Source organism: Gordonia malaquae, assembly GCF_037148075.1.
In the GTDB taxonomy this organism is placed as follows: domain Bacteria; phylum Actinomycetota; class Actinomycetes; order Mycobacteriales; family Mycobacteriaceae; genus Gordonia; species Gordonia malaquae.
In genome coordinates this window covers 365743-392050 of the sequence record NZ_JBBCUB010000003.1, presented here as the reverse complement: position 1 = coordinate 392050, position 26308 = coordinate 365743, and the positions used below count along the sequence as shown (strand labels likewise).

The window sequence follows — 26308 nt, the reverse complement described above, 5'->3', positions numbered from 1 at the left end:
CCGGGCTCGCATTCGGGAGTTCTCTCGCTATTCGCCTGCGTCCGGGAACGCGGTCTGCTGGTATCCGCCGCGCAGCGTTCCGTCGATGTAGGCGGCTTTGGTCGCGCGGCGCGCGATCTTTCCGCTCGACGTGCGCGGGATGGATCCTGCGGGAACCAACAGCAGGTCGCGGACCATGACACCGTGCCGTCCGGCGATCGCGGCGCGGACCGTGTCGGCCACTTCCTGCGGGTCGGTGCGACGGCCCGGGCCGCGCTCTGCGACCACGACGAGCTGCTCCGAGGCATCGTCCGCGTCGTACGTCAGGCCACTGTGGCCCTGCTCGAACACCTCGGCGGGCAGCTGGTTCGCGGGCACCGCGAATGCTGCGACGAAGCCGGGACGCAGTGCGTTGCTCGCCTCCTGCGCACTGAACTCGAGATCCTGCGGGTAGTGGTTACGGCCGTCGACGATCACCAAGTCCTTCACGCGACCCGTGATGTAGAGCTCGCCGCCGTACCAGACGCCGTAGTCGCCGGTGCGCATCCACTGCGCGTCGGCCGGAGCGCCTGCCGTGTGGCTGCCTTCCGCGAGAGGAACGTCGACCTTGTTGTGGAACGTCTCGACAGTCTCGTCGGCCTTGTTCCAGTAGCCCTGGCCGATGTTGATGCCGTGCAGCCAGATCTCTCCGACATGACCGTCGGCCTGCTCGGTACCGGTCTCCGGGTCGACGATCGCGGCCCATTGGCTCACCGCGACCTGACCGCACGACACCTGGGCGACTGCCTCGGGGTCGTTCTGGTCGATCGAGACGAATCGTCCGGCGTTGAGTTCGTTCCGGTCGACGTAGCTGATCTTCGCCGCGTCGTCACGCTGAGTGGCCGACACGAACAGGGTGGCCTCTGCCATGCCGTAGCAGGGCTTGATCGCCTTCGGCGACAGGCCGTAGGGAGCGAACGCCTCGTTGAACTTGCGCATCGAGCTGACGGTGACCGGCTCAGAGCCGTTGATCAGGCCGATCACGTTCGACAGGTCGAGGTCTTCGCCCTCTGCGGGCAGGCCGCGGGCGGCCGCGTGCTCGTAGGCGAAGTTCGGCGCGGCGGCGTACGTCGCGGCATGATCGTCGACAGCCGCGAGTTCACGAATCCACCGTCCGGGGCGTCGGACGAACGCCTGCGGGCTCATGATGGTCACGTACTTGCCGCCGAGCGCAGGCAGGATCACCGTGACCAGGCCCATGTCGTGGAACATCGGCAGCCAGGTGACGCCGCGCGAGTTGCGGTCGATGTTGATGCACTGCGCGATCTGCACACAGTTCGCGGCGACAGCGCGGTAGGTGATCTCGACACCGGCGGGAACGCGGGTGGAACCCGAGGTGTACTGCAGGTAGGCGACCGAATCCACGTCGTGGTTGAGGCCGAGGACCGGTGCGGTCCAGGAGGAGCCGACCGAGTCGGGCACTGCGTCGACCGCGATGACGCGAGGACGGTCCTTCGCCGGACGGTCGGAGAAGAAGTCGCGGACCGCTTCGGCCGACTTGGTCGACGTCAGGATCGCCGTCGGCCGGCAGTCGCCGAGCACCGCGTGCAGGCGGTCGGTGTGCCCCGGCTCGTCGGGGCTGAACAGCGGGACCGCCACATTGCTGGCGTACAGCGCGGCGAAGAAGCCGATCACGTACTCGAGCGACTGCGGTGCCAGAATCGCGACACGGTCACCCGGTTGCGTCACCTGCTGCAGGCGGGCCGCGACCGCGCGCAGGCGCTTGCCGAACTGCGCCCAGGTGAGGTCGATCGCCTCGCCGTCGCGTTCACGGCTGTAGTCCATGAAGCGGTAGGCCAGCGTGTCAGCGTGCATCCGCACGTTCTGCTCGACGTAATCGACGAGGGTCGCATCGTCCGGGAAACGGATCTGGCCGTTCTCGTCGAAAAAGCCCTCGAGTTCCGTGTTCAGCATCCAATAACTCCTGTGTCCGCAGCGTCGAACCGCGGTCCGTGTGCCATCGTTCCGTGCTCGGTCACGCGCGAACCGCGTGAACCGTCCCCCAGCGCACCTAAAACCTTGTTGATTCTACTCTCCTCGGAGAATAGGGATGACGGGTGCAAAAGCATCCATCTGAGTCGGAAAGATCCCGACATAACTCATTGACGTGCGGCGACGCACTTCGCGGATCTGTTCCGCGATCTCCTCGAACGTTCCGAACGCGAGGTACGGGGACGCCAGAATGTCGTCGACGGTCAGTTCCGCGTCGACAGCGATGTTGGGCGGGTAGCCGCTCGCAATCGCCTGCAACGCCATCTCCGCGGTCGCCTCACGATCATCGGTGATGACGATCGTCGCGATGGTCCAGTTCAACTCGATCTGGTCGAATCTGTCGCCTGCCGCCTGCCGAATCCGATCGACGCGCTCAGCAGTCTTCTCGATCGTCATGTCGGACAGCCGCATGCGGCCGTCCTTGGTCGATCCGGTGGCGACCGAGATGATGTCGGCATGCTTCGCGGCGAGCGCGAGCATCTTCGGTCCGCCGCCGCCGACAGCGATCGGCGGGCGTGGACCTTGACGGGGACGCGGCGTGCCTTGGAGACCGTTGATCTGGTAGAACTCGCCGTCGAAGTCGACGGTCTCGCCGCGCATGAGCCGGTCGAGGATCGTCAGCGACTCGTCGAGCTTGCGGATCCGCTCGGCAGGCGTGCCGAACTCGAGGCCCGCCTTGTCGAACTCCTCTTTCATCCACCCTGAGCCGATGCCGAGCTCGAGGCGCCCCTTCGACAGGACGTCGATGGTCGTCGCCTCTTTGGCGAGGATGGCTGGATGGCGGAATCCGTTGGCGAGGACGGAGGTCGCAAGGCGGATCGTGTCCGTCGCCTGCGACAGTGCGCCGAGAGCTGCGAGCGGTCCGACCTGATTTCCCAGGTGGTCCGGGATGGCGAACGTGTCGTACCCGTACTCTTCAGCGGTCTGAGCGAGCTTCACGAACTTGCGCGCGCCGCCCTCGTCTTTGTTTCCTTCGCCGCCCGCGCCGAAACGGAACTTGCGCAGTCCGTCGGCGTTGTGCGTAGACGAGTCCGGTGTGGTCACGTACGCCTCTCCTCGCTCGGGTCCTCGCCCCGGCGTGTACGCCGTGGCCTCAACCCGAGCAGATTACCGCAGGTACACCGTCGATTCCCAAACCTGCGGGCACGTTCCACCGAGCGATCGGCCCGCTATCGCGTTCCTCTGATCAGATCACCCGACCAACCGAGCATCCACTCGGTGGCCGTCTGCCCCTGGTAACTCCAGTACTTGGACGTCGCGTACATGGCGTGGACCGGATTGTTCACAGCGTTCGCGAAGTCCGTGATCGCCTTGACCGGGTTGGTCACAGTCGGGGCATCACAGATCAGATCACCCTTGGCACAGATCGAATACGTCCGGTCGCGGAGCGTCCCGAAACCGCCTGCGCGCGCGCCGGTCATCGTCGTGCCGGGAACGAGTCCGCCGAGTCCGCCGATCGACACTTCGGCCCCGACCCCGTCCGGGCTCGGCCCGACGTCGTTCTGCTCTCCGGACTGGCGTCGACCGTCGGCGATCAGCCCGACTCCGAGGACGAGGTCCTGGTCCTGCGCGGACAGCGGTCCACGACCGTTGCCGATGTCGGAGGCGACGTCGCCTGCGATGACGGCGCCCTGGGAGAAGCCCATGAGGACGAACTTCGTCAGCGGGCAGTGCTCGTTGACGGCCTTGATCTTGGCGACTGCCCGACGCTTGCCCTGTGCCCGGGAGTCGTCGTAGGTGGCCTGACGATCGCCGAGGTTCGCCGGGTTACGGAACTTCGCCTTGTAGGGCAGCGTGTAGACGTCTGCGGTCGACTCGCCGAACTCGTCGCGCAGTTTGGAGCTGACCTTGAGCATCAGCGACCGCTTGTTGGCCGTCGGGTTGTACGGGTCATCGTCCGACTTCGACTCCCAGGTTCCGGGAATCACGAGGGCGAAGACCTTCGAGCAGTCGGCGGGCTGTGTGGTAGGTCGCTTCGTGGTGCTCGTCGGCGGCGTCGTGGGGCCGCCGGGCGGTGCAGGCGTCGGCTTGAGCCACAGGTAGACCAGCGCGGCGATCAGGACGATCGCGACGAGCCCGAGGGCAGCGACGACGAGCAGGAGCTTGCCGATCCTGCGCCGCGGTTTGCGGTTGGCGCTCACGCGGTCAGCAGAGGTGTTCGTCGGCCGCGGCGATCACCTTGTCGGCCTTGGCACCGGCGTCGGCCTCGCTCTTGGACATCGGGCCGATCGCGGCGCGCATGTACGCCTTGATCATCGTCGGGTCGGTTTTCTGCGCTCGCTGCGAGCAGACGTACGCGCCCATCGTCAGCGCGACGTTGTTGTCCGAGTCGCCCATGAACGAGACGTTCTTGCGCTTGAGCTCGGCGAGGTACGCCTTCTCCTTGTCGGAGAGCTTCACGCCGGTGGGCGTCGGGACGCCGCCTGGGAAGTTCTTCGGCACCTTGGTCGACGAGTCGGGGCTCGTCGCAGGTACCGAGACGCTCGCGTTCGACGCGCCCGACTCCGCCTCCTTCGACGCCTCAGATTCCGCCTCCGCCGAGTCGGAGGCGTCCATCGACGTCGTGGTGACGGCCTCCGTGCCGATGGGCGCGCTCGCGGTCGTGGAGTCGTTACACGCCGCCAACGCGGTGGCCCCGACGAGGAGGACGCCGACGGTGGCGAGGACGCGTAATAACTTCACACTCATGCTCGAGACTTTACCGGCCGAGTACATCTGTTCCGGCCTCTCGTCGGGTTCCCGTGTCGAAGCCACGGGGAGTTCTCAGGCGTTGTTCAGAGAACCCGGCCCACGGCGTGGTCGACGTCACTCGACGCGTGCTCCGGCCTGCGGAGTCCACGTGATCTTGCCGCGTTCGAAGGTGTTGAACTTGACGCCGTCGCGACCTGTCAGCTCGTCACTCGTCGGCAGTCCGAGCCGCTCCATCGCGGGGACGTACGCCCCGCCGATCGCCCCGCCGACCACACGCGGACCCTTCGGTCCGGTGAAGATGCGGCCGTTGCGGAAGTCCTGTGCGCGCCCGCCGGGAACCGCGTACTCCGGGGTGAGGCATCCGCCGAGGCCCTTGACCTGAGGGGCCTTCTTGAAGGCGTCGCCCACGACGCACGCCACTTTGTCGCCGGACAGTCCGAGGGCGCCCGCGACCTGCGGCCAGGCCTGAACCATCTCGAACTGCCAGTACGGCCACGTGTGGGTGCCGGACGGACGATAGACCGCCTGACCGTTGATGCCGAGCTTGTTGAGCTTCGACGCGAACTGCTGGCTCGTCATCCGCGAGAGCACTTCCAAGCCGACACCGGAGTAGTTGGTGGCGAGCAGCGGAATGTCGGACGGCTTGTCGTGCGGGCCGACGACGCCGTTGCCGGAGGAGATGTACAGGCTTGTGCCGCGCAGCTTGTCCGCGAGCAGGTACGGGTCGTGCTCCTTCCACGCGGGATCGCTCGGCGGGCCGAACATCTTCGCCGCGTCGTAGCCTCCGCCGTCGCGCAGTGCGAACTGGATCGCTTCGGGCATGCCGTAGGACGTCATCTGCAAGATCCCCGAGAACGAACCGGCGAACTTGTAGAAGCCCGGGTTGCGCGCGGCGAGCATCATCGCGGCGGTGCCGCCCATCGACAGGCCCTGGATCGCGCGGACCTGCGTGGACCGCCAGTCCTTCTCGAGGATCGTGGGCAGTTCGTGGATGAGGAAGGTCTCCCACTTGTAGTTCTTGCCGCGGTCGGGTTCTTTCCAGTCGGTGTAGAAGCTCGACTCGCCGCCAACAGGGAGGACAACGTTCACGTTCTTGTCGGCCATGAACTGCTCGACGTTGGTGTTGATGATCCAGCCGTTCTGATCGTCCTGCGCGCGCAGACCGTCGAGCATGGTCAACTGCGGGAACTTCATGTCGGGCTTGGCGAACCAGTCGCGGGCCAGGAGCAGCTGCACCTGGATGTCGGTGTTCATCGCCGGCGAGTGCACCCACACTGCCACGCGGTGCGACGAGTACCAGGCCACCTTCGTGACCGTCGCAGGAGGCGCAGGCTTGGCGGGCGGAGCCTTCTCCGCGGGCTTGGCGCTCGACTTCGGCGCAGGCTGCTTCTTCTTCGGTGTCACCTGCGTGGTGGGAACCGGGTTCGGCGTGGCATGGACGGGCGCCGCCGTCAACGCGAGCGATGCGCTCGCCGCGACCGCGACCGCGGCCACCGCCTTGCACGGCGTCGTCGTCTTCCAGATCTTCACTGCGTGCTCCTCGAGGGACCGGGTCTACTCCCCGCGCAATACTCATGACGCGGGTTCCTGAGAAATTTCTACACGTCCGGTCGAGGGTTTTGTGCGCGCCACGCTGTGACGCGTGTGAATTGTGTGACTAATGTGTCTCGATTTCGCTGGTCGGCGGCGCTGAACGTCCGCGTGTGTGACGTCGACCGCCCATCCGCTCCCTCCGGCTGCATCCGCTCCCTCCGCGGAGGGAGCGGATGTCGTGGGAGGGAGCGGATGACAGGGCTGTGGACAACGCGGGTGCGCTTTCTGCGACTCCGGTGTCTACTTCGTCGCATGTGGCCGACGGATCAACACGGGATAGTTCAACGAGACGCCGCACTGGCGCGAGGAATCTCGCCGCGACGCGTCGACGATGCAGTGCGATCGGGTGCGTTGATTCTCTTGGCTCGCGGGCGCTACCTCCCGCGTGAAGCGATCGCCGACGTCGACGCGCCGCGCGACGAGCTGTACCGATACCGGAGCATCGCGTCGGCCCTCGGGTCCGGGCGACCCGTTCTCAGCCACGACTCCGCCGCCGCGGTCCTCGGACTCAAGCTCCTCTACCCCGATCAGAAGAACGTTCACGTGACGAACGGCAGGGGGAGCGGAGGCTCGCGACGCCCGCAACGGATGGTCCACGCCGGGCTGCTCCCGGACGACGACCTCGTCGACGTCGACGGGGTACTCGTGACTGGGCCGGCCCGGACCGCCGTCGACGTCGCCCTCGCGACCGCCACATTCCCGCAAGCGCTGACCGCCTTCGACGCAGCGCTCGCGGTCGGAGTCGATCGCGAGGATCTCCGGCGGAGGCTGGCAACCTCACGTCGAGGCGTCGGCCTCGCCCGCCGGGCGCTCTTGTTCGCCGATGGCCGGGCCGAGTCGCCCGGAGAGTCCTGGAGTCGTGCGCAGATGATCGAAGCCGAGCTCCCCGTCCCCGATCTTCAGGTGGAGTACATCCTCGCGTCCGGCCGGACAGCGCGATGCGACTTCGGCGTCGACGACGTCTTCGTCGGAGAGTTCGACGGCCTCGTCAAGTACCGCCGATCGATGCGCGCAGGCGAATCACCGGAGGACGTCGTCATCCGCGAGAAGATCCGCGAGGACGAACTTCGAGACCTCGGCCTGGACGTGGGGCGCTGGGTGTGGCGAGACCTCCGCGAGGCGACGATGGTCGCCAAGTTGAAGCGCCGCTACGACCGGCTCGGTATCCGGTACTGACACATTCGCTCCCTCCCACGACATCCGCTCCCTCCGCGGAGGGAGCGGACGCGGCCAGAGGGAGCGGATGCGGCCGGAGGGAGCGGATACAAGAATGCCCCCGCACTTGATGTGCGGGGGCATTCTCGACGAGCGTGTCTAGGCGACTAGCGGAAGAATCCGCGGTTCAGCGCGTTCCACGCCATGTCCTTCCAGTAGCCCCACGCGTGGGTGCCGTTGGCGTAGTAGGTCATGGTCGGGACGCCCTGGACCAGCGCGCTGACCTCGAAGGCCTTGGCCTGGGTGAACGCGAGGAGCTCCAGCGGGGTGCCCTTGATGAAGTCGTCGATGACGTTCTGCGGGTAGTTGTAGCGACCGAAGAGGCCGTTGCCCGAGCCGACGAAGACCTTCAGGCCACGCATGCGGTTGATGAGCATGGTCGGGTCGTTCTGGGCCCAACGCGGGCTCCACGGCGGGCCCCACATGGCGTCGACGTTCCACGGCGCCGGTGCGACGTCGAGCATCGCCATACGGAGTGCGGTGCGCATACCGGGCGCGGTCAGCCAGTTGTAGCCCGAGAGCGATGCGGCTGCGTAGTAGAGGTCACGACGCTGCGCGGCGTGCGTCAGAGCGGCGCCGCCACCCATCGACAGGCCCATGATGGCGTACTTGCCGCCCTTGCCCTTGAAGCCGCGCGAACGCAGTGCCGGGACGAGGCGGTTGTCGATGACACAGCCCCACATGTAGCGCTTCTTCTGACCGTTGAAGTTCGAGGGAGCGTCCCAGTTCGTGTAGAAGCTGTTCGCACCGCCGACCGGCTCAACGACGTTGACGCCGCGGTTCACGAAGTTCTGAACGTTGGTGTTGATCTCCCAGCCGCTGCGGTCGTACTGCGCACGCATGCCGTCCAGCAGGATCACAGTGCGCTGATTGCCGGCCTTCTTCCAGGCGCGGACCTTCACCTTGCCGGGAGCCATCGACTTGTTGCCGAAGGCGCCGTTGGTGGGCATGCCGCAGGCGTCGATCCAGAACTCCTGGAAGCCCGGGGCCGCGTCGGCCTTACCCGAGCCGATCGAGGTACCCATCAGGCCCATTGCGGTGACGACCGCGAGGACGACTGCGGTCACCTTGCGACCGTAGCGCCGCGTGCTCTTCGCTTCACGCATTGACTTGAAATCTCCCTAACGTTGTTCCGGCGCTTCGATGGAATCTCCATCTGCGCGCCGCTGTCGACCCGTGTCGACTCACGATTCACACACGCCACATCCGCATCGGATAGACGGGAGTCTATCGAGAGCGACACACCTCCCCACACATCATGTGAGCTGTCTCACATGCGCAGGTCAGGCGGGCCTACTCGTTCGTAACCCTCACCGAAGCGGTGGTCCCTACTGAGTTCTATCGACTGATCGAGAGCTGACGTTACCGTTCCGAGATCAGAGTCAGCAAGCCGCTGTTTCATGTGTCACTTATCTGGCGCTCATGTAACACTTTGCTACTTCTCATTCCCGGCGTCGGGCAGCGTGAGACCGCATCGAGCGATCTCATACTCCGGCACACGGGAGATCCGATAGCTGTTGAAGCTCGCCGCCTGCCGCAGATTGTGCCGGAAACGTGCAAAACTCCAGGTGTCCTTGTACGACGCGAACCTGTCGACGGTGTCCGGACAGGTGAGCGCCAGCTTCGCCAGCATCACTTCCCGCTTCGGGATGAACGCGGGCAGACCCGTCCCCGAACTCACTCCGCCGCTCTCCGCGACGACCCACGAACTCGGCAAGTTCTTGTCGTGCCCGATTCGGCCGTCCGGCAGGCGAGCAGTGTGCGCGGCCAATGGGTAAGCCAACCCCATCTGGTCGATCACCCGGACGTCGAGCGGCGCGTTCATGCTCGTCATGCCCAGGTTCAGGAAGTACACCGTCACCTCACGCGGTTTGCCCTCGGGCATCTTCTCCGGAAGTTTTGCGACGTACCACTGGTCGTAGTTGGCCGAGGGCAGGATGATGCCGCCGGTGGCGTGCAGTTCGTTGATCCGGTCGACCATCGCCCGCATGCGCGGGTAGTCGAGGTAGTCCTCCGCCGTCACCGGGTTCTCATTCCCCATGTTGGTGACGTAAAAGCGACGTTCGTCGACGATGCCGTCGCGCCCGATGTCCATCGGAGCATTCGACAGGACCTTCTCATGGGCCGAGACACCCCACCACACGGTGACGCCCCACGACACGACGATGCCGATCGCCGCGGCGAGACGCAGTTGTCCACTGCGAGTCCGGACTGTGGCCGGCAGCACCGCAGGCACCACCATCACCGGGAGCAGCAGGATGAACATCGGCGTCAGCAGGACGCGGCCGTGCATGAAGTCGCCGCCCTGGCGCAGCCAGTACACGCCGAGAATCGCACCGGCGAGCAGCATCGTGATGACCACCGTTCGCTGCGACTGCATACCTGCCGAGAACGAGGCCCAGAACGAAGCGACCCGCTCCCGCGCGGTGGCGGGCTCGTGGGCGTCCAGGATGTCCGGCGTCTCGGTGTCGAGAGATGACTCGGTGTCGAGAGATGACGGGGCCTCGGCTCCGCCCGGCGAGCTGATGGACTCGCGGTCGGCGCGAGCCAGAACGGCCAGCAGGATGCCGACGACCACGGCGAGAATCACCGGGAGGATCAGCGTGTACGGCGAGAAGAGATTGCCGAGGTAGGTGAAGCCCTGCGACCACTTGGCGCCACTGGCGTCCTTCGCGATCGCCGGGTTCGGCACGAGGACGGCGTAGTAGCCCATCCGGAAGATCTGATAGCCGACGGGCAGAGCGCCCGCGACAGCCGTCATCGCCACGCGCATCTTCCAGCCGATCGGAGAACAGAACAGCACGAGCAGGACGAGCACGCCGACGACGGCGCCTTCCGGGCGGACCAGCGGCGCAAGGCCTGCGGTGAACGCGAGCGCCAGGAACGCAGCGCGGGTGCGGCGCGTCGGTTCGGCATCCCGTCGACGAGCCCAGGCGAGGAACTGGCACCACAGAGCGGCGACCCAGAAGATCGTCAGACCGTTCTCCAGGCCCGAGGTCGCGAAGTCACGCGCAGGCGGGATCGTGATGTACACGACGGCGCCGAGCGGGAGGAGGAGTCCGACGCCCGGTCCGGTCACTCGACGCCCGTACAGTCGCGCAGTTCCGTACATCGCCAGCGGAATCGCCGTGACCGACAGGATCAGCGCCACCCACAGGGCGACGTATTCGGTGTGCTCTGCGCCGGTGATCCAGGAGAAGAACCACATGACGTACGTCCACAAGGTGGACGTGTTGGCCTCCACCCGCTCCCCCGCGTTGAACACGGGACCGTTGCCCGCCAGCAGGTTTCGGATGGTCCGCAGAACGATCAGACCGTCATCGGCGATCCACCGACGCTGCCAGGCTCCGATCGCGAAGAGTGTGGTCACGACGATCGCGCCGATCGAGAAACTCGCGATCGGCGCGATCAGACGTGCGCGTGAAGAAGGTGCGGCCTGCTCGGAGGCCGTGTCAGAACGGGGCATAAACGGCCACACCTACGAGCACGACCCACGCGACGGCCAGCGCCTGCAACACGCGGTCGCCGAGAGCGACCTCCTCCGGCTCGCCCGCCTGGCCGCCGTCGACGTCGACGGCGTATCGAAGGATCGCGATGGTGAACGGCACCATCGAGATCGCGTAGAAGACGTTGTCGCCCTGCGTGCCGTCGAACGCCCACAGTCCGTAGCAGAGGACGACGGCGGTGGCCGACAGCGTCCAGACGAAACGCAGGTACGTCGTGGTGTAGTACTCGAGCGACTTGCGGATCTTGGCGCCCGTGCGCTCAGCGAGCTGCAGTTCGGCGTACCGCTTGCCTGCCGCCATGAACAGCGAGCCGAAGGCCATGACCAGCAGGAACCACTTGGACAGGGCGATCTCAGCGGCGACGCCGCCGGCGATCGCGCGCAGCAGGAAGCCGGACGACACGATGCATATGTCGATGACGGCCTGGTGCTTGAGTCCGAAGCAGTACCCGAGCTGGATCACCAGGTAGACGGCGATGGTGACGGCCGTCTGCCAGTTGGCGACGAACGAGATGCCGATCGACCCGGCCGCGAGGACCGCCGCCAGCACGAACGCCAGGTTGCGCGGGACCACACCCGCGGCGATCGGACGGAAACGCTTGGTCGGGTGCTGGCGGTCGGCTTCGACGTCCAGTGCGTCGTTGATCAGGTAGATCGACGACGCGACCATGCAGAACGCGATGAAGGCGATGCCGACGGACGCCATGCGGCCACCGTCGGTGAGAGTGTCGGTGCCCGCTGCCATCGGCGCGGCCAACACCAGGACGTTCTTGACCCACTGGCGGGGACGCAACGCCTTGATCAGCCCGGAGGCCAGGTTCTTCGGCGGACCGGCCACACCGGTCTCGATCGGCTCCTCGCTCATCTACTGCTCCTCGATTCTCGTGTCTGCGGCAATGACCGCGCCTGCGGTCAGCGCTCCGACGAGTGCTCCGGCAGTCACATCGGAAGGGTAGTGGACGCCGAGCACCAAACGTGAAACGAGCATCGGCGGGACCACGAGTGCCGGCAGTACCGCGGGCGGCAGGCCTGCGGCTCGTCCGAGCAGGATGGCCGCAGCGGTGGTGGACGTCGCATGGCTGGACGGGAAGCTCAGCTTGCTCGGCGTGCCGACTCCGACGTTGATGTCGGGGTGATTCGGACGCTTGCGGCGGACCACACGCTTGATGACGACCGACGCGGCGTGCGCGGTGAACGCCCCGACTCCGGCCTCGATGTAGCGGCGACGCGCCACCAGATCACCGCGGCGGTGTGCAGCGAGCGCACCCGCACCGGCGAGTGCGAACCAGCCGAGGGAGTGCTCGCCGAAGTGGGAGAGTCCACGAGCGGCGGGCAGGACACCCGGCCGACCGCCGATGGCGCCCTGGATCGCGACGAGCGCCGCGGCCTCGCCCGACGCCGGGCCGATCACATCAGTCGATTCCGAAGACACGTGCCCAACTCTCCTTGCTCACCAGGTCGTCGTGTGCGGCGCGGTACTCCACGCGCATCTCATCGAAGCGTTCCCGCAGTTCACGGACCAGCGCGGCCGATTCGCGACCGAGCTCGACCATCGTGTCGCGATCACGCTTCCGGTAGACCACGCCGCGGCCGTCGGCGGTGGTCACGGTGACACCGTCCACCCGGCCGAGGGAGAACCAGCGCGCCTCGATCGGCGGGTAGTTGGCCTGCGGAGTCTCGTGATGACGCGGATCGGCAGGCCGGGCGTTGTTCAGCAGCACCTTGGCGAGGGTCCGCACCTTGGCGACCGCGCCCTGGGGACCGTTGACACCGAGTGCGGTGGCTTCACCGCTGGTGCGCGGCAGATCCTGCGCGGACGGCAAGACGACGGCGTCCGGGTACTGCTTGCGGATCCCCGCCACCTTGCCGAGCGCCGTCGGCAGGATGGAGCGAATATGATCGGGACCTGCGAGGAAGTCGCGGATCGCCTCGTTCTGGATCGCGACCGTCGAGTACTCCAGGCACATCAGATGCTTGGCGGTGGCCTTGGCCATCGACGTCAGGATGCCGTCGATCGAACCGTCCTTGTACATCGAGGCGACCACGAGCCGGTTGCGGAGATGGAAGTACGCCTGCCAGTCGATGGCGTCGTCCTTGTCGCTCCACGCCATGTGCCAGATCGCGATGCCGGGGACCGTCGCGGTCGGGTAGCCGGCGCGAGCGGCACGAAGCGCGAACTCCCAGTCGTCCCACTTGATGAACAGCGGCAGGGGCAGTCCGATGGTCTCGGCGACCTCGCGGGGATACATGCACATCCACCAGCCGTTGCCTTCGACGTCGATGCGCCGGTGCAGGTTCTTCGAGTTGTCCCGGTCGGTGAGCGGGTACTTCGAGAAGTCGTGGTCGTACTCCACGAACGGTGCGGCCGTCCACATGAATTTGTGGTGGTCGATCACTTCGCCCATGCAGTGCAGATGACTGCGTTCCTGGAGGTTGAGCATCTGACCGCCGACGAGCATCGGCGCTTTGGCGAAACGCGACAGCGCGAGCGCACGCAGGATCGAGTCCGGCTCGATCATGATGTCGTCGTCCATGTACAGGATGTACGGGCTGTCGGTGAGACGAAGCGCCTCGTACAGGATGCGCGAGTAGCCGCCGGATCCACCGAGATTGCCCTGGTCGAAGATGTGCAGACGATCGCCGAGCGCGGCAGCGGCCTCGGTGTAGCCGGGTTCGTCCTTCACCTTGCGGGTGCCCTGGTCGGGCATCAGGACTGCGTCGATCACCTCGTTGACCAGCGGATCGGACGTCAGCGCGGCCAACGCCGCGACGGCGTCGGTCGGCCGGTTGAACGTCGGGATGCCGACTGTCACGCCGTTATGAACCCTGCCGCTGTCCTTATTCGGCCCGCTCGCTTCGCTCCCGGCGCCTGCGGGTTCCACGGTCGCGTACCAGCCCGCGGACAGGATCTCGGTGGCCGAGTCGGTGGTGACGTCGAACCAGATCCACCCGCCGTCCTCGAACGGACCGAGATCGGTCTCCAGCTCGATGACGCCGGTACCGGTCTCCGGGTCGATCTCGACGAGGTCGCCGCCGATGCCGATGCGCGAACCGTCGATCTTGGAACGGTAGAGATCGACGCGGGCGTCGCCTCGAATTTCGACACGCAGGACCACGGACGTCAGCGTGCTCCAGCGTCGCCAGTACGACGCCGGGAACGCGTTGAAGTACGTCGCGAAGCTGGCTTCCGAGTCGGACCCGAGACTGACGCTCGTACGGCTCGACGCGTGGGCGCGTCCGCTGTTGGTGGACGCCTCCTCAAGATAGAGGGACCGCACGTCCAGGGGCTCTCCCTGGCGCGGGAAGATGACGCGCTGCAGGAGGCTGACGGCTGTGGTGGTGCTCATTTACTCCGCTTCCGACGCCAGCGGCGCACCGTCGCGCAGATGCGGTGCCAGCGTGTTGTCGAACATGGTCAGGGCACTGGCGATCGCCATGTGCATGTCGAGGTACTGGTAGGTGCCCAGCCGTCCGCCGAAGAGCACCTTCGCGCTCGCGGTCTCGGCCTTCGCGAGGTCGCGGTAGGCCGCGAGACGCTCGCGATCGTCCGGGGTGTTGATCGGGTAGTACGGCTCGTCGCCCTGGTCGGCGAAACGGCTGAACTCGCGCATGATGACCGTCTTGTCGGTCGGATAGTTCGTGCGCTCGGGATGGAAGTGGCGGAACTCGTGGATGCGCGTGAACGGGACGTCGGCGTCGTTGTAGTTCATCACCGGCGTGCCCTGGAAGTCGCCCGTCGGCAGCACTTCGGTCTCGAAGTCGAGGGTGCGCCAGCCGAGTTCGCCCGCCTGGTAGTCGAAGTAGCGGTCCAGCGGACCGGTGTAGACGACGGGAGCGTCCGGATTGGCCGCGCGGAGTTCGTCGCGGACGTCGAACCAGTCGGTGGAGAGCCGGACCTCGATCCGCTCGTCGGCCGCCATGTTCTCCAGCCACGCGGTGTAACCCTCGACGGGCAGTCCCTCGTAGGTGTCGCTGAAGTACCGGTTGTCGAAGTTGTAGCGAACCGGGAGGCGAGTGATGTTGCTCGCGGGGAGGTTCTTCGGGTCGGTCTGCCACTGCTTGGCGGTGTACGCCTTGATGAACGCCTCGTAGAGCGGGCGTCCGATCAGGCTGATCGCCTTCTCCTCGAAGTTCGCGGCGTCCTTCGAGTCGAATTCGGCGGACTGCTCTGCGATGAGCGCACGCGCCTCGTCGGGTGTGTGCGACTTCCCGAAGAACTGGTTGACCAGCCCGAGGCCCATCGGCAGCGGGTACGCCTGGCCCTGGAACAGGCCGAACACACGGTGCTGGTAGCCGGTGAACTCGGTGAACTGCGTGACGTAGTCCCACACCTTCTGATTGGAGGTGTGGAAGAGGTGCGCCCCGTACTTGTGGATCTCGATGCCGGTCTCGGGCTCGGCCTCGGAGTACGCGTTGCCGCCGATGTGGTCACGTCGGTCGAGGACGAGCACCCGCTTGCCGAGCTGGGTCGCTGCTCGCTCTGCCACGGTCAGGCCGTAGAACCCGGAGCCGACGACGATCAGATCGTAATTGTTGTCCGTCACGGCTGTTCAGCCTATCCGACAGAAGCTGAGTATTCGCCCAGCGTCGGCACACGATAGCGCATGTCACGCTGTGAGCTTGGTCTGCGACCAGCGCAACGCGACCACCCGCCCAACGACCGGCTCCCCCGAGCGCCACCCGCCGCTCGACCGTCACCACACAGCGCGTCTCGACTGCGCTCGACGAACCGGGAAAGGTCCCGACGCCAGGCGAACCGGCGTCGAAGTTCCGACGCGACGCACCCACCCGGGTTCCCGAGCGCAGTCGAGGGGCGCACGACGGGACTGGAGGGCTAGCGCAGGCCGTCGACGGTCGGGAAGCCCAGCTTCGCCAGGCCGCCCCCGTTGAGGAACTCGGTGAGAGCGTCGCCGAACAGAGCATGCGCACCGGTCAGCGGACTGAAGTACAGGACACCGTTCTGCAGCACCTGCACCAGGCCGTGCATGCCGCGGCCGTCCGTGATGAGCTGCGGTGCGCTGACCGTGCCGGTGGAACCCTGCGAGTTGTCACTCTGCTGCTCACTGACAAGGCCCTTGAGCGAGTCCGCCTTGAGGCCGAGCGCAGCCGTGCCCTGAGCGATGATCTGCTCGATGATCGGCCGCAACTGCGCGGTAATCGACTCCAGGTCGGGTGAGCCGAGCGCCGACAGACCGGGGATCACCTGATTGAGGACGTCACCGATCGGCCCGAGGTCGAGGAGGCCGCCGCCCGCGGCAGGCGGAGCCACCAACGGCTTCACGATCTTGGGCATCGACTTCTGCCCTTGGATCGAGAACCAGTCGGACTTGAGCTGCAGCTTCACGCGAGCGTCGTTGCCGCTGGCTTCGACGGTGCGGGCGGTGCCGACCACACGCACCTTGACCACTCGACCGCTTCCCGCGCCGAGACCGTTGGCCTCGATCACTTCGAAGCTCTTGAGCGAGCCGACGCCGAACGCCGACGCGATGCTGCCAGCGCTGACCTCGGCCTTCCAGTTGTGGGTCGGCGAAAGGGCGTCACCCTTGTCTTCGACTGCGGGGAACAGTCCTCCCGCGGTGTAGCCGCCGGTGGACGCGGAGAACTCGGTGAGTGCGGGCTTGCCTGCGAGGAGCCGGATCTGACCCGCAGTCGCATCGGCGGCGCGCGAGGTGCGCGGATCCTCGCCGGATGCACCGTGGTACATCTGCGACGACTGCGTGTTGTCCATGGCTCGGCCCGACTGCAGACCGGACAGGACGTAGGAACGAGCCGCTACGGCCTGCGCCTTGAGTGCTTCGAAACCGCCTGTGTCGGCCCACGACGGGACCGACTCCTTCGGGATCACACCCTTCACGTAGTCGTCGACGTGGAGTTTGTTGATCACCTTGCCGCCCGCGGTGCCGATGGACCCGCGGTACTTGTCACCGCTCGAGCAGAAGGTGAGGAATTCGTTTGCCGGCCGGTTCGGCGCGGTGTTGATCGGGTCGACCTGTGTGGCGGGGACCGTCTTCACGACGGCGCCTCCGCACCCCTGGGTGATGGTGGCGTTGCCCCCGGACAGGCTTACAGCCTGCCCGGGAGCCACCGTCTGGCCGCCTACTCGCGATCCCGCTGCCGCATGGACACTGACAGACGACTTCTCGCTGAGCGAGACCGTCACCTCACTGGCAGTGCCCACCTTCCCCGCGGTGGTGTTGCTGTAGTAGTGGCGCAGGATTCGATCCGCCGACCAGCCTTGTTTGGCATAGCCGTACGCACCCCACTGACCCAGTCCGCGTCCGTGCCCGTGACCGTGGCCGTCGAGCACATAGCTGCTGTCTGCGGCCAGGCCGACATCGCTGTTGAGGATGTCGGATCCGCCGACGACAAGACCGCCGGCGAGGAGCGCAGGCGCCAACCCCAGCGCTGCAAAAGTGAGCGTTCGCTTCTTGGTACGACTGGGACGGACGTTGGGCACTGCAGAACCCCTTCGGGCGGGAACCCCGGGAGCGCTCCTGGGGCCCGTGTGACTAGTGGGACTCCTGTGACAGTAGTGAAGATCCGTGCCGGACGACAACCTCACGCGGTCACAAGCGCGTCACGGTTGTCGGACGAGTGTTCGAATGTTGCTTGGCGATTGCTGCGGCACCCACCCATCACCGCCCAACGTGACCACACGCTTCCCGAGCGCAGTCGAGGGAACCGGGCCGGCACGTCTCGACTGCGCTCGACGAACGGAAAGGGAGGCCACGAACGGAAAGGGACGCTGCGTCAGAACCAGCGGTCGAGAACGTGCGCGATCCCGTCGTCGGCAGCCGAACCGGTCACTTCGTCGGCGGCGGCCAGAGCGAGCGGATCGCCGTTGCCCATCGCGACGCCGTGCGACGCCCAGCGAAGCATCTCGACGTCGTTGGCCATGTCGCCGAACGCGATCGACGCCCCACCGTCGACGTCGGTGTTGGCGAGGAGCCAGGTCAGACCGGCCGCCTTGTGGACGCCGGGCACCGACAGCTCGATCAGTCCGGTGTCGATGGAGAAGGTCACCTCGGCGAGATCCCCGACCAGCGGTGTGACGGCCGCGGCCATCTCACGCGACGACATGCCGGGCTTGCGAGCCAGAAGCTTCACCGCAGGCGCCTCGACGAGTCTGGAGTCACTGACCTCGACGTGATCCGGATTGAGCCACGCATGTTGGTAGCCTGCGGTCGCGACGAACGACGACGTGGCGGCGTCGTGCGCCGACGTCCCGGCCCGCTCGGCGGCCAGACCCGCCCCGGGGACGGCCTGCATGCAGATGTCGCGGAGAGTCTCGAGCACGTCGGTGTCCAGCTCGGCCGCGTGCAGGATACGGTCGGCGAGCACGTCGTAGACGATGGCGCCGTTGGCGCACACTGCGAACCTCACGGCGGCGGGAGTGTCCGCGAGCTGCTCGGTGATCGGCGGCACCCACCGTGGCGGCCTGCCCGTCGACGGGATCAGCTCGACACCTGCGGCGCGTGCCCGCACCAGGGAGTCGACGGTGCGCGGCGAGATCGCGTCGTCTCCGACGATGAGGGTCCCGTCGACATCGGACGCGATCATGGTCGGTGGACCGAAGGTCACTTCTTCCCCTGCTTCTTCTCGAGGTTCTTCGCACGCTTCGCGGCACGGCGAGCCGCCTTCTCGGCGGCCTCGGCGTCTTCCAACCCGAGCGCCTGCTCCGGAGTCGGGGCCGACCCGCCGAGACGGGCGGGCACCCAGTCCGCGCCCGCGGGAGCGTCCTGGTAGTCGTCCTGCACGCGGTGCAGTTGCTCGGCCATCACCTCGTGCATCGCGGCGGTCGCGTCGTGCACATCGCTGTCGGCGTCGAAACGGATCGGCTCGCCCACGTCGACGCGGATCGGAATGCGGTGACGTCCCATACGGCGAGTGGCGCCCTTGGTCCATTGTCGGTGGGCGCCCCACACGATCACCGGGATCACCGGAACGCCTGCCTCCAGCGCCATCCGGGCCGCACCGGTCTTGAACTCTTTGAGTTCAAAACTGCGGCTGATCGTGGCCTCCGGGTACACACCGACGAGCTCGCCCGACCGCAGGTCGTCGACGGCGACCCGGTAGGCGTCTGCGCCGGCCGACCGGTCGACCGGGACCGCCCGGCAGTGTTTGACCAGGAACCGCATGATGCCGATGTCCATGAGCTCGGACTTCACCATGAACCGCGCCCGCCGCCGGCACTGCCGCAGTGCCAGGCCGAGCGGCATGAAATCGGTGAAGCCCGTGTGGTTGACGGCGATCACCGCCCCACCCTCGGTGGGAACGTTCTCCAGTCCGGTGTACGTGCGCCGCGTGCCCTGCACGCCGTGAATCGACGCGGCGATCAGCTCGAGCGTGCGGTAGACGGGCTCCATCTCACTCCCCGCGCTTGCGGGCCTTCTCCTGCGCGTCCGCGGCGTCCATCGCGTTCGCCTCCTCGAGCGTCGGAGCACCGCCGCCACGAGCAGCGGGCACCCAGAACTCGCCGGGCGGGTACGGGCCGTAGTTGTCCTGCAGTTCGGTCAGCTTGGCGCGCATCGACTCGTGCAGTTGTGCAGTGAGCTGCTCCGGGGTGCCTTCCGGCGCGATCGGCTCGGCGACGCCGACCATGATCTTGTAACCGTTGCGGCCCATGCTCCGCGGGTGGCCCTTGGTCCAGATGCGCTGCGCGCCCCACACGATGGTCGGCACCAGCGGAGCACCGGATTCGAGGGCCATTCGGGCGGCGCCGCTCTTGAACGACTTCAACTCGAAGCTGCGGCTGATCGTGGCCTCCGGGTAGACGCCGACGAGTTCACCCCGCTTGAGGTAGTCGACCGCGTCCTGATAGCTCTGCGCACCGTTGGCCCGGTCGACCGGGATGTGCTTGAGCGACCGCATGATCGGGCCGCCGACCGAGTTGTCGAACACTTCCTTCTTCGCCATGAACCGCACGTACCGGCGGCCCTGCAGGAACGCGGGAATGCCCGCGAAGGTGAAGTCGAGGTATCCGGTGTGGTTGAAGGCCACCACACCGGGTCCGTCGGCGGGGACGTTCTCGACACCCGAGATGTCGAACTTGAGGCCCTGCGCGAGCCACAACATGCGGGCGGTGGAGATCACAGACGCGTACACGGGTTCCATGCGACAAGCCTAGTCGGTGAGCCAGGCTCTGCCCGCGGACGAACGGGTCACGCCAGCGAACGGCTGATGACGAGTCGCTGGATCTGGTTGGTCCCCTCGAAGATCTGGGTGATCTTGGCCTCGCGCATGAGCCGCTCGGGCCGGAAGTCGCGGGTGTACCCGTTGCCGCCGAGCACCTGGACGGCGTCGGTGGTGACCTTCATCGCGGCGTCGGTGGCGATGAGCTTGGCGACCGACGCGTTCCGTGAGTACGGGACGCCGGCGTCGCGGCGTCGCGCGGCGTCGAGGTAGGTGGCGCGTGCCGAGTCGACGGCAGCCGCCATGTCGGCGAGCAGGAAGCCCAGGCCCTGGTGATCGATGATCTTGCGGCCGAACGTCTCCCGTTCTTTGGCGTAGGCGACGGCCTCGTCGAGCGCGGCCTGTGCGATGCCGGTCGCGACCGCGGCGATGCCCAGACGCCCGGAGTCCAGTGCACTGAACGCGATCTGCAGGCCCTGCCCCTCGGTGCCGATGCGCCGCTCGTCCGGCAGGTGGACGCCGTCGTAGCGGGCGGAGGTGGTGGGCACCGCGGTGAGTCCCATCTTCTCCTCGGGTCGACCGAAGGTGAGGCCGTCCACGCCGTCGGGGACGAGGAAGCAGGAGATGCCCTTCGATCCCTCACCGGTTCGCGCGAAGAGGTTGTAGAAGTCTGCGACGCCGCCGTGGGTGATCCACGCCTTCTCGCCGGTGACCGAGTACCCGCCGTCGACCTTGGACGCCTTGCACGCCAAAGCCGCCGCATCGGATCCGGCTTGCGGCTCCGACAGGCTGTACGCGCCGATGGTCGAGCCGCCGAGCATGTCTGGCAGCCACTGCTCCTTCTGCTCCCGAGTTCCGAAGGCGAACAGCGGATGGCACGCGAGACTGTGCACACTCACCGCGACGCCGACGGCCGCCCAGCGGGACGCGATCTCCTCAAGAACCTGCAGGTACACCTCGTACGGCTGACCTCCGCCGCCCCACTCCTCTGGGTACGGCAGGCTCAGCAGCCCGGCCTCGCCCAGGGTCTCGAATACTCCGTCGGGGTACTTCTCGGCTTTTTCGTGCTCGTCGACGATCGGCGCCAGGACCTTGTCGGCGATGTCACGAGTCAAGTCGATGAGGTCACGCGCCTCTTCGGTCGGCAGCAGGCGGTCAGCAGGCACGGCGGGGCTCCTCGCGAGTTCGGACAGTACTGAAGATGCGATCAGAGTACTGCCGTCGTGGCAGTACTACAAGAGCTTCACCAGTACTACTGTGGTGCTATGACCTCGTCGACGTTCGCCACCGCGCGCCACGCTCAGCTGTTCGACGACCTGCTCTCCCTGTTTCTCACCGAGGGCTTCACGCACCTCACCCTCGACACGATCGCCGCTCGCCTCAAATGCTCCAAATCCACGCTCTACAACCTCGCACCCAGCAAAGACGAGCTGGTCCGGGCGACGACGATCGGCTTCTTCCGCCGCGCCACGCGCGATGTGGAAGCCGCCGTCGAAGCCTCCGACGGCCCGCGCGAGCAGATCACCGTGTACCTCGCCGCAGTCGGGCGCGCACTGTTGGGTGCCTCTCCGCAGTGGCTCGCCGATGTGGCGGCGTTCCCGCCCGCGCGCGAGGCGTACGAGCAGAACACCCGCATCGCCGCGGACCGCGTCAAGGAGTTGATCGACGCAGGCGTCGCCGCGGGATGCTTCCGTGATGTGCACGCGGCGTTCGCCGCCGATCTGGCCGCGACGACGATGGTCCGCATCCAGCAGGGCGCCGTGCGCGACGCGACCGGCCTCGCCGACGCGGACGCATACCGCGAGCTGGCCGCCATCCTGACCGCCGGGATCAGCGCCTGACGGGACTTAGGTCATACCGGCGACGCACAGAACCAGCCCACTCGGCGATATCCTCAACGTAGGAGGAGTCGCCGACGTCGTACTCCTCGCAGCGCTCATCACCGCCCAACCCGGCAGGTGACAGTCTCGACCGAAAGGCACCAGCTCCGTGCAGATCACCAGCATCGGCCACGCCGGATTCCACATCCAGACCGCGGCCGGCTCCATCGTGTGCGATCCCTGGGTGAACCCGGCCTACTTCGCGTCGTGGATCCCGTTCCCGGACAACACCGAACTCGACTGGAAAGACATCGGGGACTGCGACTACCTGTACGTCTCGCATCTTCACCGTGATCACTTCGACGAGAAGAACCTGCTCGAGAACGTCAACAAGGACGCGACCGTCCTCCTCCCCGACTATCCCGTGCCGGATCTCAAGCGCGAGCTCGAACGCCTCGGATTCACCAAGTTCGTCGAGACCGACGATTCGAAGAAGCATCGAGTCTCCGGCCCCAAGGGCGATCTCGATGTGATGATCATCGCCCTGCGCGCACCGGCCGACGGCCCGATCGGCGACTCCGGGCTCATCGTCGACGACGGCGAGACCGTCTGCTTCAACATGAACGATGCTCGGCCGATCGATCTCGACGTGATCCGCGAGGAGTTCGGGCGGGTGGACGTCCACCTGCTGCAGTACTCGGGCGCCATCTGGTACCCGATGGTCTACGACATTCCGCGGAAGTCGAAGGCGAACTTCGCGATGCAGAAGCGTCAGCGCGGCATGGATCGTGCCCGGTCGTACATCGAGCAGGTGGGAGCGACCTGGGTGGTTCCGTCGGCTGGTCCGCCGATGTTCCTGGACGACGACCTGTACGTCCTCAACGACTTCAACACCGGCAGCGACGCCGACAAGGCCAGCATCTTCCCCGACCAGGCCGACTTCCTGGAGCAGATGCGGGTCCACGGGACCGACGACGGCGTCAAGCACCGCGGCTTGATGATGGTGTCGGGCTCGAAGGCCGACTTCCGCGCCGACGAGCTGCTCGAGATCTCGCATCCCTACCCGCCGGAACAGGTGTTCGGCGAGGGCAAGAAGGCGTATCTCGACTCCATGAAGGCCAAGTTCGCGCCGATCATCGCCGCGGAGAAGGCGACGTGGGCCGACGCCGACGGTGAGCCGCTCCTGCCACAGCTCAAGACGCTGTTCGAGCCGATCATGGCGGCGTCCGACCTGATCTCGGACGGCATCGGCTACCCGGTCGGCCTGGTGGTGGGCGACGAGACGTTTGTCCTCGACTTCCCGAAGCGCATCGTGCGCATGAAGGAGGACGGCGACGGCAAGTACCGGTACGGCTTCCGCATCGCTCCCGAGTTGGTCCGCACCGTGTTGCGTGACAACGAACCGGACTGGGTCAACACGATCTTCCTGTCGACCCGCTTCACCACGTGGCGCATCGGCGGCTACAACGAGTACCTGTACACGTTCTTCAAGTGCCTCACCGACGAGCGGATCGCGTACGCCGACGGGTGGTTCAACGAGGCTCACGACGATTCCGCGTCCATCGAGCTCGACGGCTGGAACATCCAACGCCGGTGCCCGCATCTGAAGGCGGATCTGAGCAAGTTCGGCGTCGTCGAAGGAGAGAAGCTGACCTGCAACCTGCACGGATGGCAGTGGGACCTCTCCAGTGGGCGCTGCCTCACGTCAAAAGGCCACGAATTGCGGTCCGAGCGCGCCCAGGCCTGATAGGAACTACTCCCGTGACGTCCGACGACCCGACCCAACCGACTGCCCGCTCGTATCGCGGGCAGTCGTTGGCGGATCGTCGTGCCGATCGGCAGGCGCGGTTCAAGGCGGCAGGTCTGGAACTTTTCGGAACGCTCGGCTTCGCGAGGGTGACGATCTCCGCGCTGTGCGCCGAGGCCGGCCTGTCGCGCCGCCAGTTCTATGAGGAGTACTCCGGCAGCGAGGAATTGCTCACCGAGATCTATCAGGGCATTCAGACGACCGCATTGGAGCGGGTGTCCAATGCGATCGCCGACAGCGATCACACGGACGTGTACGGGGTCGCCCAGAATGCGATGCGAGCCTATCTCGACGCGGTTGCCGGAGATTCGCGGATCGTGCGGTGCGCGTTCATCGAGATCGGCGGCATCTCCGAGGCCATGGAATCGCATCGCATCCTCAGTCGCGACCAGTGGGCGCGGTACATGGGCACGATGATCGCGTCGCTGCCGGGCACGACGTCGAAGCCGATCGACTACAGCGCCACGGCGTTCATCGGGTCGATGACGGCGGTGGTCCACCGTTGGGCGACGGCCGATCCGCAGCCAGATCGCGAGATGGTCGTCGATTTGCTGGCCGATCTCCTAATTCGCATTGCGGTCGATCCTGACTGATTCAGCGGTATGTGTGCCCGGTAGGCACGTTTACAACGCCCAATGTCACACCAGCTCTATGCGGGACCGATAATCGCGTGATAGGTTCGTTCAGTCGGTTGTGAGACTGCGAAGTCTCACAACAAGCCGCCTGGTTCCGAGAGGAGCAGCGGCAGACAAAGCTCGATCCGGGTGGAATCGGGGCTCTTGGGAGGGAGCTGCTCGGATCGTTGGAGCGCGGCGAGGATCGCGGGGCCTGTCCCCAGCTTGATCCACGCCGCGCTCCCCCCGTCTTCGCTCCCGTCACAATCCGAGCCAGCCGAGGTGGTCGGCGAGCAGCGCGTACCCGACGAACGCGAGCACATCGATGAGCGTGTGCGCAATGATCAGCGGCCACAGACGATTCGTCTTCTGATACCAGCGTCCGAACACCAGGCCCATCACGACGTTGCCGACGCCGCCGCCGATGCCCTGATAGAGGTGGTAGCCGCCACGCAGCACGGCCGACGACACGAGTGTCGCCCCCTCGCCGACCCCCAACTGGCGCAGCCTTGTCATGAAGTAGGCGACGACGATCACCTCTTCGGCCACAGCATTGCCCGCCGCGATGACGCAGAGCAGCAGAATCCGCCACCACGGACTCCCCTCCGGAGCGGGGATCAGGTGCGCATTCCAGCCGACGGCCGTTGACGCGGCGACAAGGGCGAGCCCCGGGATTCCGATGACAGCGGCCAGCCCGACGCCCGGCACCAGATCGCGCTTCGCCGGCCGTCCCAGCCCGACGTCTTTGAGTCGGATTCCCGTCCGCCACAGCAGATATGCGCCGAGGGCCCCGATCGCGAACAGGCGGACCGCGCGCATCGACTGCCGAATCACATCGATGACCACCGACGACGACTCGGCAGGATTCAGCGCGACTGTCGTCTCCGAGATGCCCGCGCCGAGTCGGGCCTCGATCAGCGACAGGATCGCCGAAAGAGCAGAGAAGCCGAAAGTCAGGATTCCGACGATGACAAGTTCGACGATGATCGCCCGCCGCCGCCTCGGATCCTCCACTCGCACAGCACGACTCTAACGTCGGCGACTTCTCCCGCTCTCAGACCGAGAAGAGTCGCCACAGTTCCCGCGTCACATCAGATGATCGAGAGAAGGGTGCATGGCCAGCGCGTGAAGGGCCGCCGACAGGTCGGCGACGCGCGCGACGGGTCGACTGAACGGCAGGCGGACGTCGTCGTCGGAGTCGGCGGTCTCGATACGGAAGGTGATGCCGAAACGATCCAACCGCAGGGGCCGCACACGACCGGTGCGGAGCGCAGGCGGAAAGCGCCGCGCGAGCTGGTGGACGAGATCAGCGTGGTCGGACTCCAGGTGTGCCAGCCAATCGCCCTCGAAGGCCCAGAAGACGTCCGGCTCGGCGCAGGCGAGAGTCTCCGCGGGCACCGCGCCCGCACCCGAGGTGGAGGCGATGACGGCCGATTCGATCGCCATGCGAATCATCGTGTAGCCGTGCCCGATGTCGAGGAGTCGTTCGTCCGGATGATCTCCGGCGATCTCGACAGCGAGTTCGCGCTGCATGTCGGCGGGCACCTCGAAGAGCTTTCCGGTGAGCCAGATCAGCGACCGGACCCGTTCGCGGAGCTGTAGCGGCGCCGTGTCGATCACCTCCAACACGGCCGACGTCTCGCCGTCGCCGTGTGCCACGCCGATCGCGGGCGCGTCGTCGGACAGCAGGAGGAACGCATCACCCTCGAACAGGTGAATCATGGTGACGGAGTCGCAGGCGGCGTCGGAGCCGTCGACCGAGAGGGTGCCTCCGGTGGCACGCCGGCACGCCGTCTGGATCTGCTCGGCGTCGCACGGCGCGGCGATGGTCTGCGTGGAACCGTTCGGCATCTGCACTCCTCGAATCGTTGATAGGCAACCCTAAGTAATGTGACCCTAACTTAGTGCGCCGTGCGGCGTC

At 66.3% G+C, this 26308-nt stretch carries 22 protein-coding genes; 4 read left to right on the top strand and 18 right to left on the bottom strand.

The window, feature by feature from the left end; genetic code table 11:
• Positions 1-27: 27 nt before the first annotated feature.
• From fadD32 to WFK36_RS13875, 5 genes are all read right to left on the bottom strand, one after another.
• Positions 28-1932, bottom strand: coding sequence for a long-chain-fatty-acid--AMP ligase FadD32 (gene fadD32, locus WFK36_RS13895; RefSeq protein ID WP_336792364.1), 1905 nt, complete (start codon positions 1930-1932; stop codon positions 28-30).
• A gap of 114 nt (positions 1933-2046) precedes the next feature.
• A complete protein-coding gene (locus WFK36_RS13890; protein WP_008377600.1) occupies positions 2047-3054 on the bottom strand; it encodes an LLM class F420-dependent oxidoreductase in 1008 nt (335 codons plus the stop codon).
• A 125-nt stretch (positions 3055-3179) separates the two neighbouring features.
• Positions 3180-4151: a cutinase family protein gene (locus WFK36_RS13885; protein ID WP_336792363.1), complete on the bottom strand. Its 972-nt coding sequence runs from the start codon at positions 4149-4151 to the stop codon at positions 3180-3182.
• A gap of 4 nt (positions 4152-4155) precedes the next feature.
• Positions 4156-4698 (bottom strand): hypothetical protein, encoded by a 543-nt coding sequence (locus WFK36_RS13880; protein WP_336792362.1) that lies wholly within the window; start codon positions 4696-4698, stop codon positions 4156-4158.
• Positions 4699-4815: 117 nt separating this feature from the next.
• On the bottom strand, positions 4816-6231 hold the full coding sequence (locus tag WFK36_RS13875) for an alpha/beta hydrolase-fold protein (RefSeq protein ID WP_336792360.1): 1416 nt from the start codon (positions 6229-6231) through the stop codon (positions 4816-4818).
• A gap of 315 nt (positions 6232-6546) precedes the next feature.
• On the opposite strand from WFK36_RS13875, the gene WFK36_RS13870 reads away from it, so the two are divergent.
• Positions 6547-7470, top strand: coding sequence for a type IV toxin-antitoxin system AbiEi family antitoxin domain-containing protein (locus WFK36_RS13870; protein ID WP_008377596.1), 924 nt, complete (start codon positions 6547-6549; stop codon positions 7468-7470).
• Between the two features lie 146 nt (positions 7471-7616).
• On the opposite strand, the gene WFK36_RS13865 is transcribed toward WFK36_RS13870, so the two are convergent.
• The 11 genes from WFK36_RS13865 to WFK36_RS13815 form a co-directional block, all read right to left on the bottom strand.
• Positions 7617-8615, bottom strand: coding sequence for an alpha/beta hydrolase (locus WFK36_RS13865; RefSeq protein ID WP_008377595.1), 999 nt, complete (start codon positions 8613-8615; stop codon positions 7617-7619).
• A 329-nt stretch (positions 8616-8944) separates the two neighbouring features.
• The gene (locus tag WFK36_RS13860; RefSeq protein WP_336792358.1) at positions 8945-10975 is read right to left on the bottom strand and encodes an arabinofuranosyltransferase AftB family protein; all 2031 of its coding nucleotides are present in this window, start codon (positions 10973-10975) and stop codon (positions 8945-8947) included.
• Positions 10962-11879, bottom strand: a complete 918-nt coding sequence (locus WFK36_RS13855; RefSeq protein ID WP_008377593.1) for a decaprenyl-phosphate phosphoribosyltransferase — start codon at positions 11877-11879, stop codon at positions 10962-10964. Before WFK36_RS13855 ends, WFK36_RS13860 begins: the two co-directional genes overlap by 14 nt.
• On the bottom strand, positions 11880-12446 hold the full coding sequence (locus tag WFK36_RS13850) for a phosphatase PAP2 family protein (RefSeq protein WP_008377592.1): 567 nt from the start codon (positions 12444-12446) through the stop codon (positions 11880-11882).
• Entirely contained in the window at positions 12427-14361 is a 1935-nt protein-coding gene (locus WFK36_RS13845) for a glycosyltransferase (RefSeq protein ID WP_336792357.1), read from the bottom strand. The genes WFK36_RS13850 and WFK36_RS13845 overlap by 20 nt, the downstream gene beginning before the upstream one ends.
• The gene (gene glf / locus WFK36_RS13840; protein WP_336792356.1) at positions 14362-15558 is read right to left on the bottom strand and encodes a UDP-galactopyranose mutase; all 1197 of its coding nucleotides are present in this window, start codon (positions 15556-15558) and stop codon (positions 14362-14364) included. It abuts the gene before it with no gap.
• Between the two features lie 290 nt (positions 15559-15848).
• A complete protein-coding gene (locus WFK36_RS13835) occupies positions 15849-17471 on the bottom strand; it encodes a SpoIID/LytB domain-containing protein (RefSeq protein WP_336792354.1) in 1623 nt (540 codons plus the stop codon).
• A 293-nt stretch (positions 17472-17764) separates the two neighbouring features.
• Positions 17765-18595, bottom strand: a complete 831-nt coding sequence (locus tag WFK36_RS13830; RefSeq protein ID WP_336792352.1) for an HAD family hydrolase — start codon at positions 18593-18595, stop codon at positions 17765-17767.
• Positions 18592-19380: a lysophospholipid acyltransferase family protein gene (locus tag WFK36_RS13825; protein ID WP_336792350.1), complete on the bottom strand. Its 789-nt coding sequence runs from the start codon at positions 19378-19380 to the stop codon at positions 18592-18594. The genes WFK36_RS13830 and WFK36_RS13825 overlap by 4 nt, the downstream gene beginning before the upstream one ends.
• Position 19381: 1 nt before the next feature.
• Positions 19382-20128 carry a lysophospholipid acyltransferase family protein gene (locus tag WFK36_RS13820; RefSeq protein ID WP_008377586.1) on the bottom strand — a complete coding sequence of 249 codons (747 nt, stop codon included), beginning with the start codon at positions 20126-20128 and terminating at the stop codon, positions 19382-19384.
• 47 nt (positions 20129-20175) lie between these two features.
• The gene (locus WFK36_RS13815) at positions 20176-21312 is read right to left on the bottom strand and encodes an acyl-CoA dehydrogenase family protein (protein WP_336792347.1); all 1137 of its coding nucleotides are present in this window, start codon (positions 21310-21312) and stop codon (positions 20176-20178) included.
• 99 nt (positions 21313-21411) lie between these two features.
• Here WFK36_RS13815 and WFK36_RS13810 point away from each other — a divergent pair, with 99 nt between their 5' ends.
• From WFK36_RS13810 to WFK36_RS13800, 3 genes are all read left to right on the top strand, one after another.
• Entirely contained in the window at positions 21412-21987 is a 576-nt protein-coding gene (locus WFK36_RS13810) for a TetR/AcrR family transcriptional regulator (protein WP_336792345.1), read from the top strand.
• Positions 21988-22135: 148 nt separating this feature from the next.
• Positions 22136-23713, top strand: coding sequence for a Rieske 2Fe-2S domain-containing protein (locus WFK36_RS13805; protein WP_336792344.1), 1578 nt, complete (start codon positions 22136-22138; stop codon positions 23711-23713).
• 14 nt (positions 23714-23727) lie between these two features.
• Positions 23728-24366: a TetR/AcrR family transcriptional regulator gene (locus WFK36_RS13800; protein WP_336792342.1), complete on the top strand. Its 639-nt coding sequence runs from the start codon at positions 23728-23730 to the stop codon at positions 24364-24366.
• A 282-nt stretch (positions 24367-24648) separates the two neighbouring features.
• Here WFK36_RS13800 and WFK36_RS13795 read toward each other — a convergent pair whose 3' ends face one another.
• Both WFK36_RS13795 and WFK36_RS13790 read right to left on the bottom strand, forming a co-directional pair.
• A complete protein-coding gene (locus WFK36_RS13795; RefSeq protein WP_336792341.1) occupies positions 24649-25407 on the bottom strand; it encodes a CPBP family intramembrane glutamic endopeptidase in 759 nt (252 codons plus the stop codon).
• Positions 25408-25473: 66 nt separating this feature from the next.
• Positions 25474-26238: a DUF2470 domain-containing protein gene (locus WFK36_RS13790; RefSeq protein WP_336792340.1), complete on the bottom strand. Its 765-nt coding sequence runs from the start codon at positions 26236-26238 to the stop codon at positions 25474-25476.
• Positions 26239-26308: the final 70 nt, after the last annotated feature.

Coding starts and splice junctions, on each gene's coding strand:
- fadD32 (WP_336792364.1), bottom strand. CDS start 1,932: ATGCTGAACACGGAACTCGAGGGCTTTTTCGACGAGAACGGCCAGATC.
- WFK36_RS13880 (WP_336792362.1), bottom strand. CDS start 4,698: ATGAGTGTGAAGTTATTACGCGTCCTCGCCACCGTCGGCGTCCTCCTC.
- WFK36_RS13870 (WP_008377596.1), top strand. CDS start 6,547: ATGTGGCCGACGGATCAACACGGGATAGTTCAACGAGACGCCGCACTG.
- WFK36_RS13865 (WP_008377595.1), bottom strand. CDS start 8,615: ATGCGTGAAGCGAAGAGCACGCGGCGCTACGGTCGCAAGGTGACCGCA.
- WFK36_RS13860 (WP_336792358.1), bottom strand. CDS start 10,975: ATGCCCCGTTCTGACACGGCCTCCGAGCAGGCCGCACCTTCTTCACGC.
- WFK36_RS13855 (WP_008377593.1), bottom strand. CDS start 11,879: ATGAGCGAGGAGCCGATCGAGACCGGTGTGGCCGGTCCGCCGAAGAAC.
- WFK36_RS13845 (WP_336792357.1), bottom strand. CDS start 14,361: ATGAGCACCACCACAGCCGTCAGCCTCCTGCAGCGCGTCATCTTCCCG.
- WFK36_RS13825 (WP_336792350.1), bottom strand. CDS start 19,380: ATGGAGCCCGTCTACCGCACGCTCGAGCTGATCGCCGCGTCGATTCAC.
- WFK36_RS13820 (WP_008377586.1), bottom strand. CDS start 20,128: ATGGAACCCGTGTACGCGTCTGTGATCTCCACCGCCCGCATGTTGTGG.
- WFK36_RS13810 (WP_336792345.1), top strand. CDS start 21,412: ATGACCTCGTCGACGTTCGCCACCGCGCGCCACGCTCAGCTGTTCGAC.
- WFK36_RS13790 (WP_336792340.1), bottom strand. CDS start 26,238: ATGCCGAACGGTTCCACGCAGACCATCGCCGCGCCGTGCGACGCCGAG.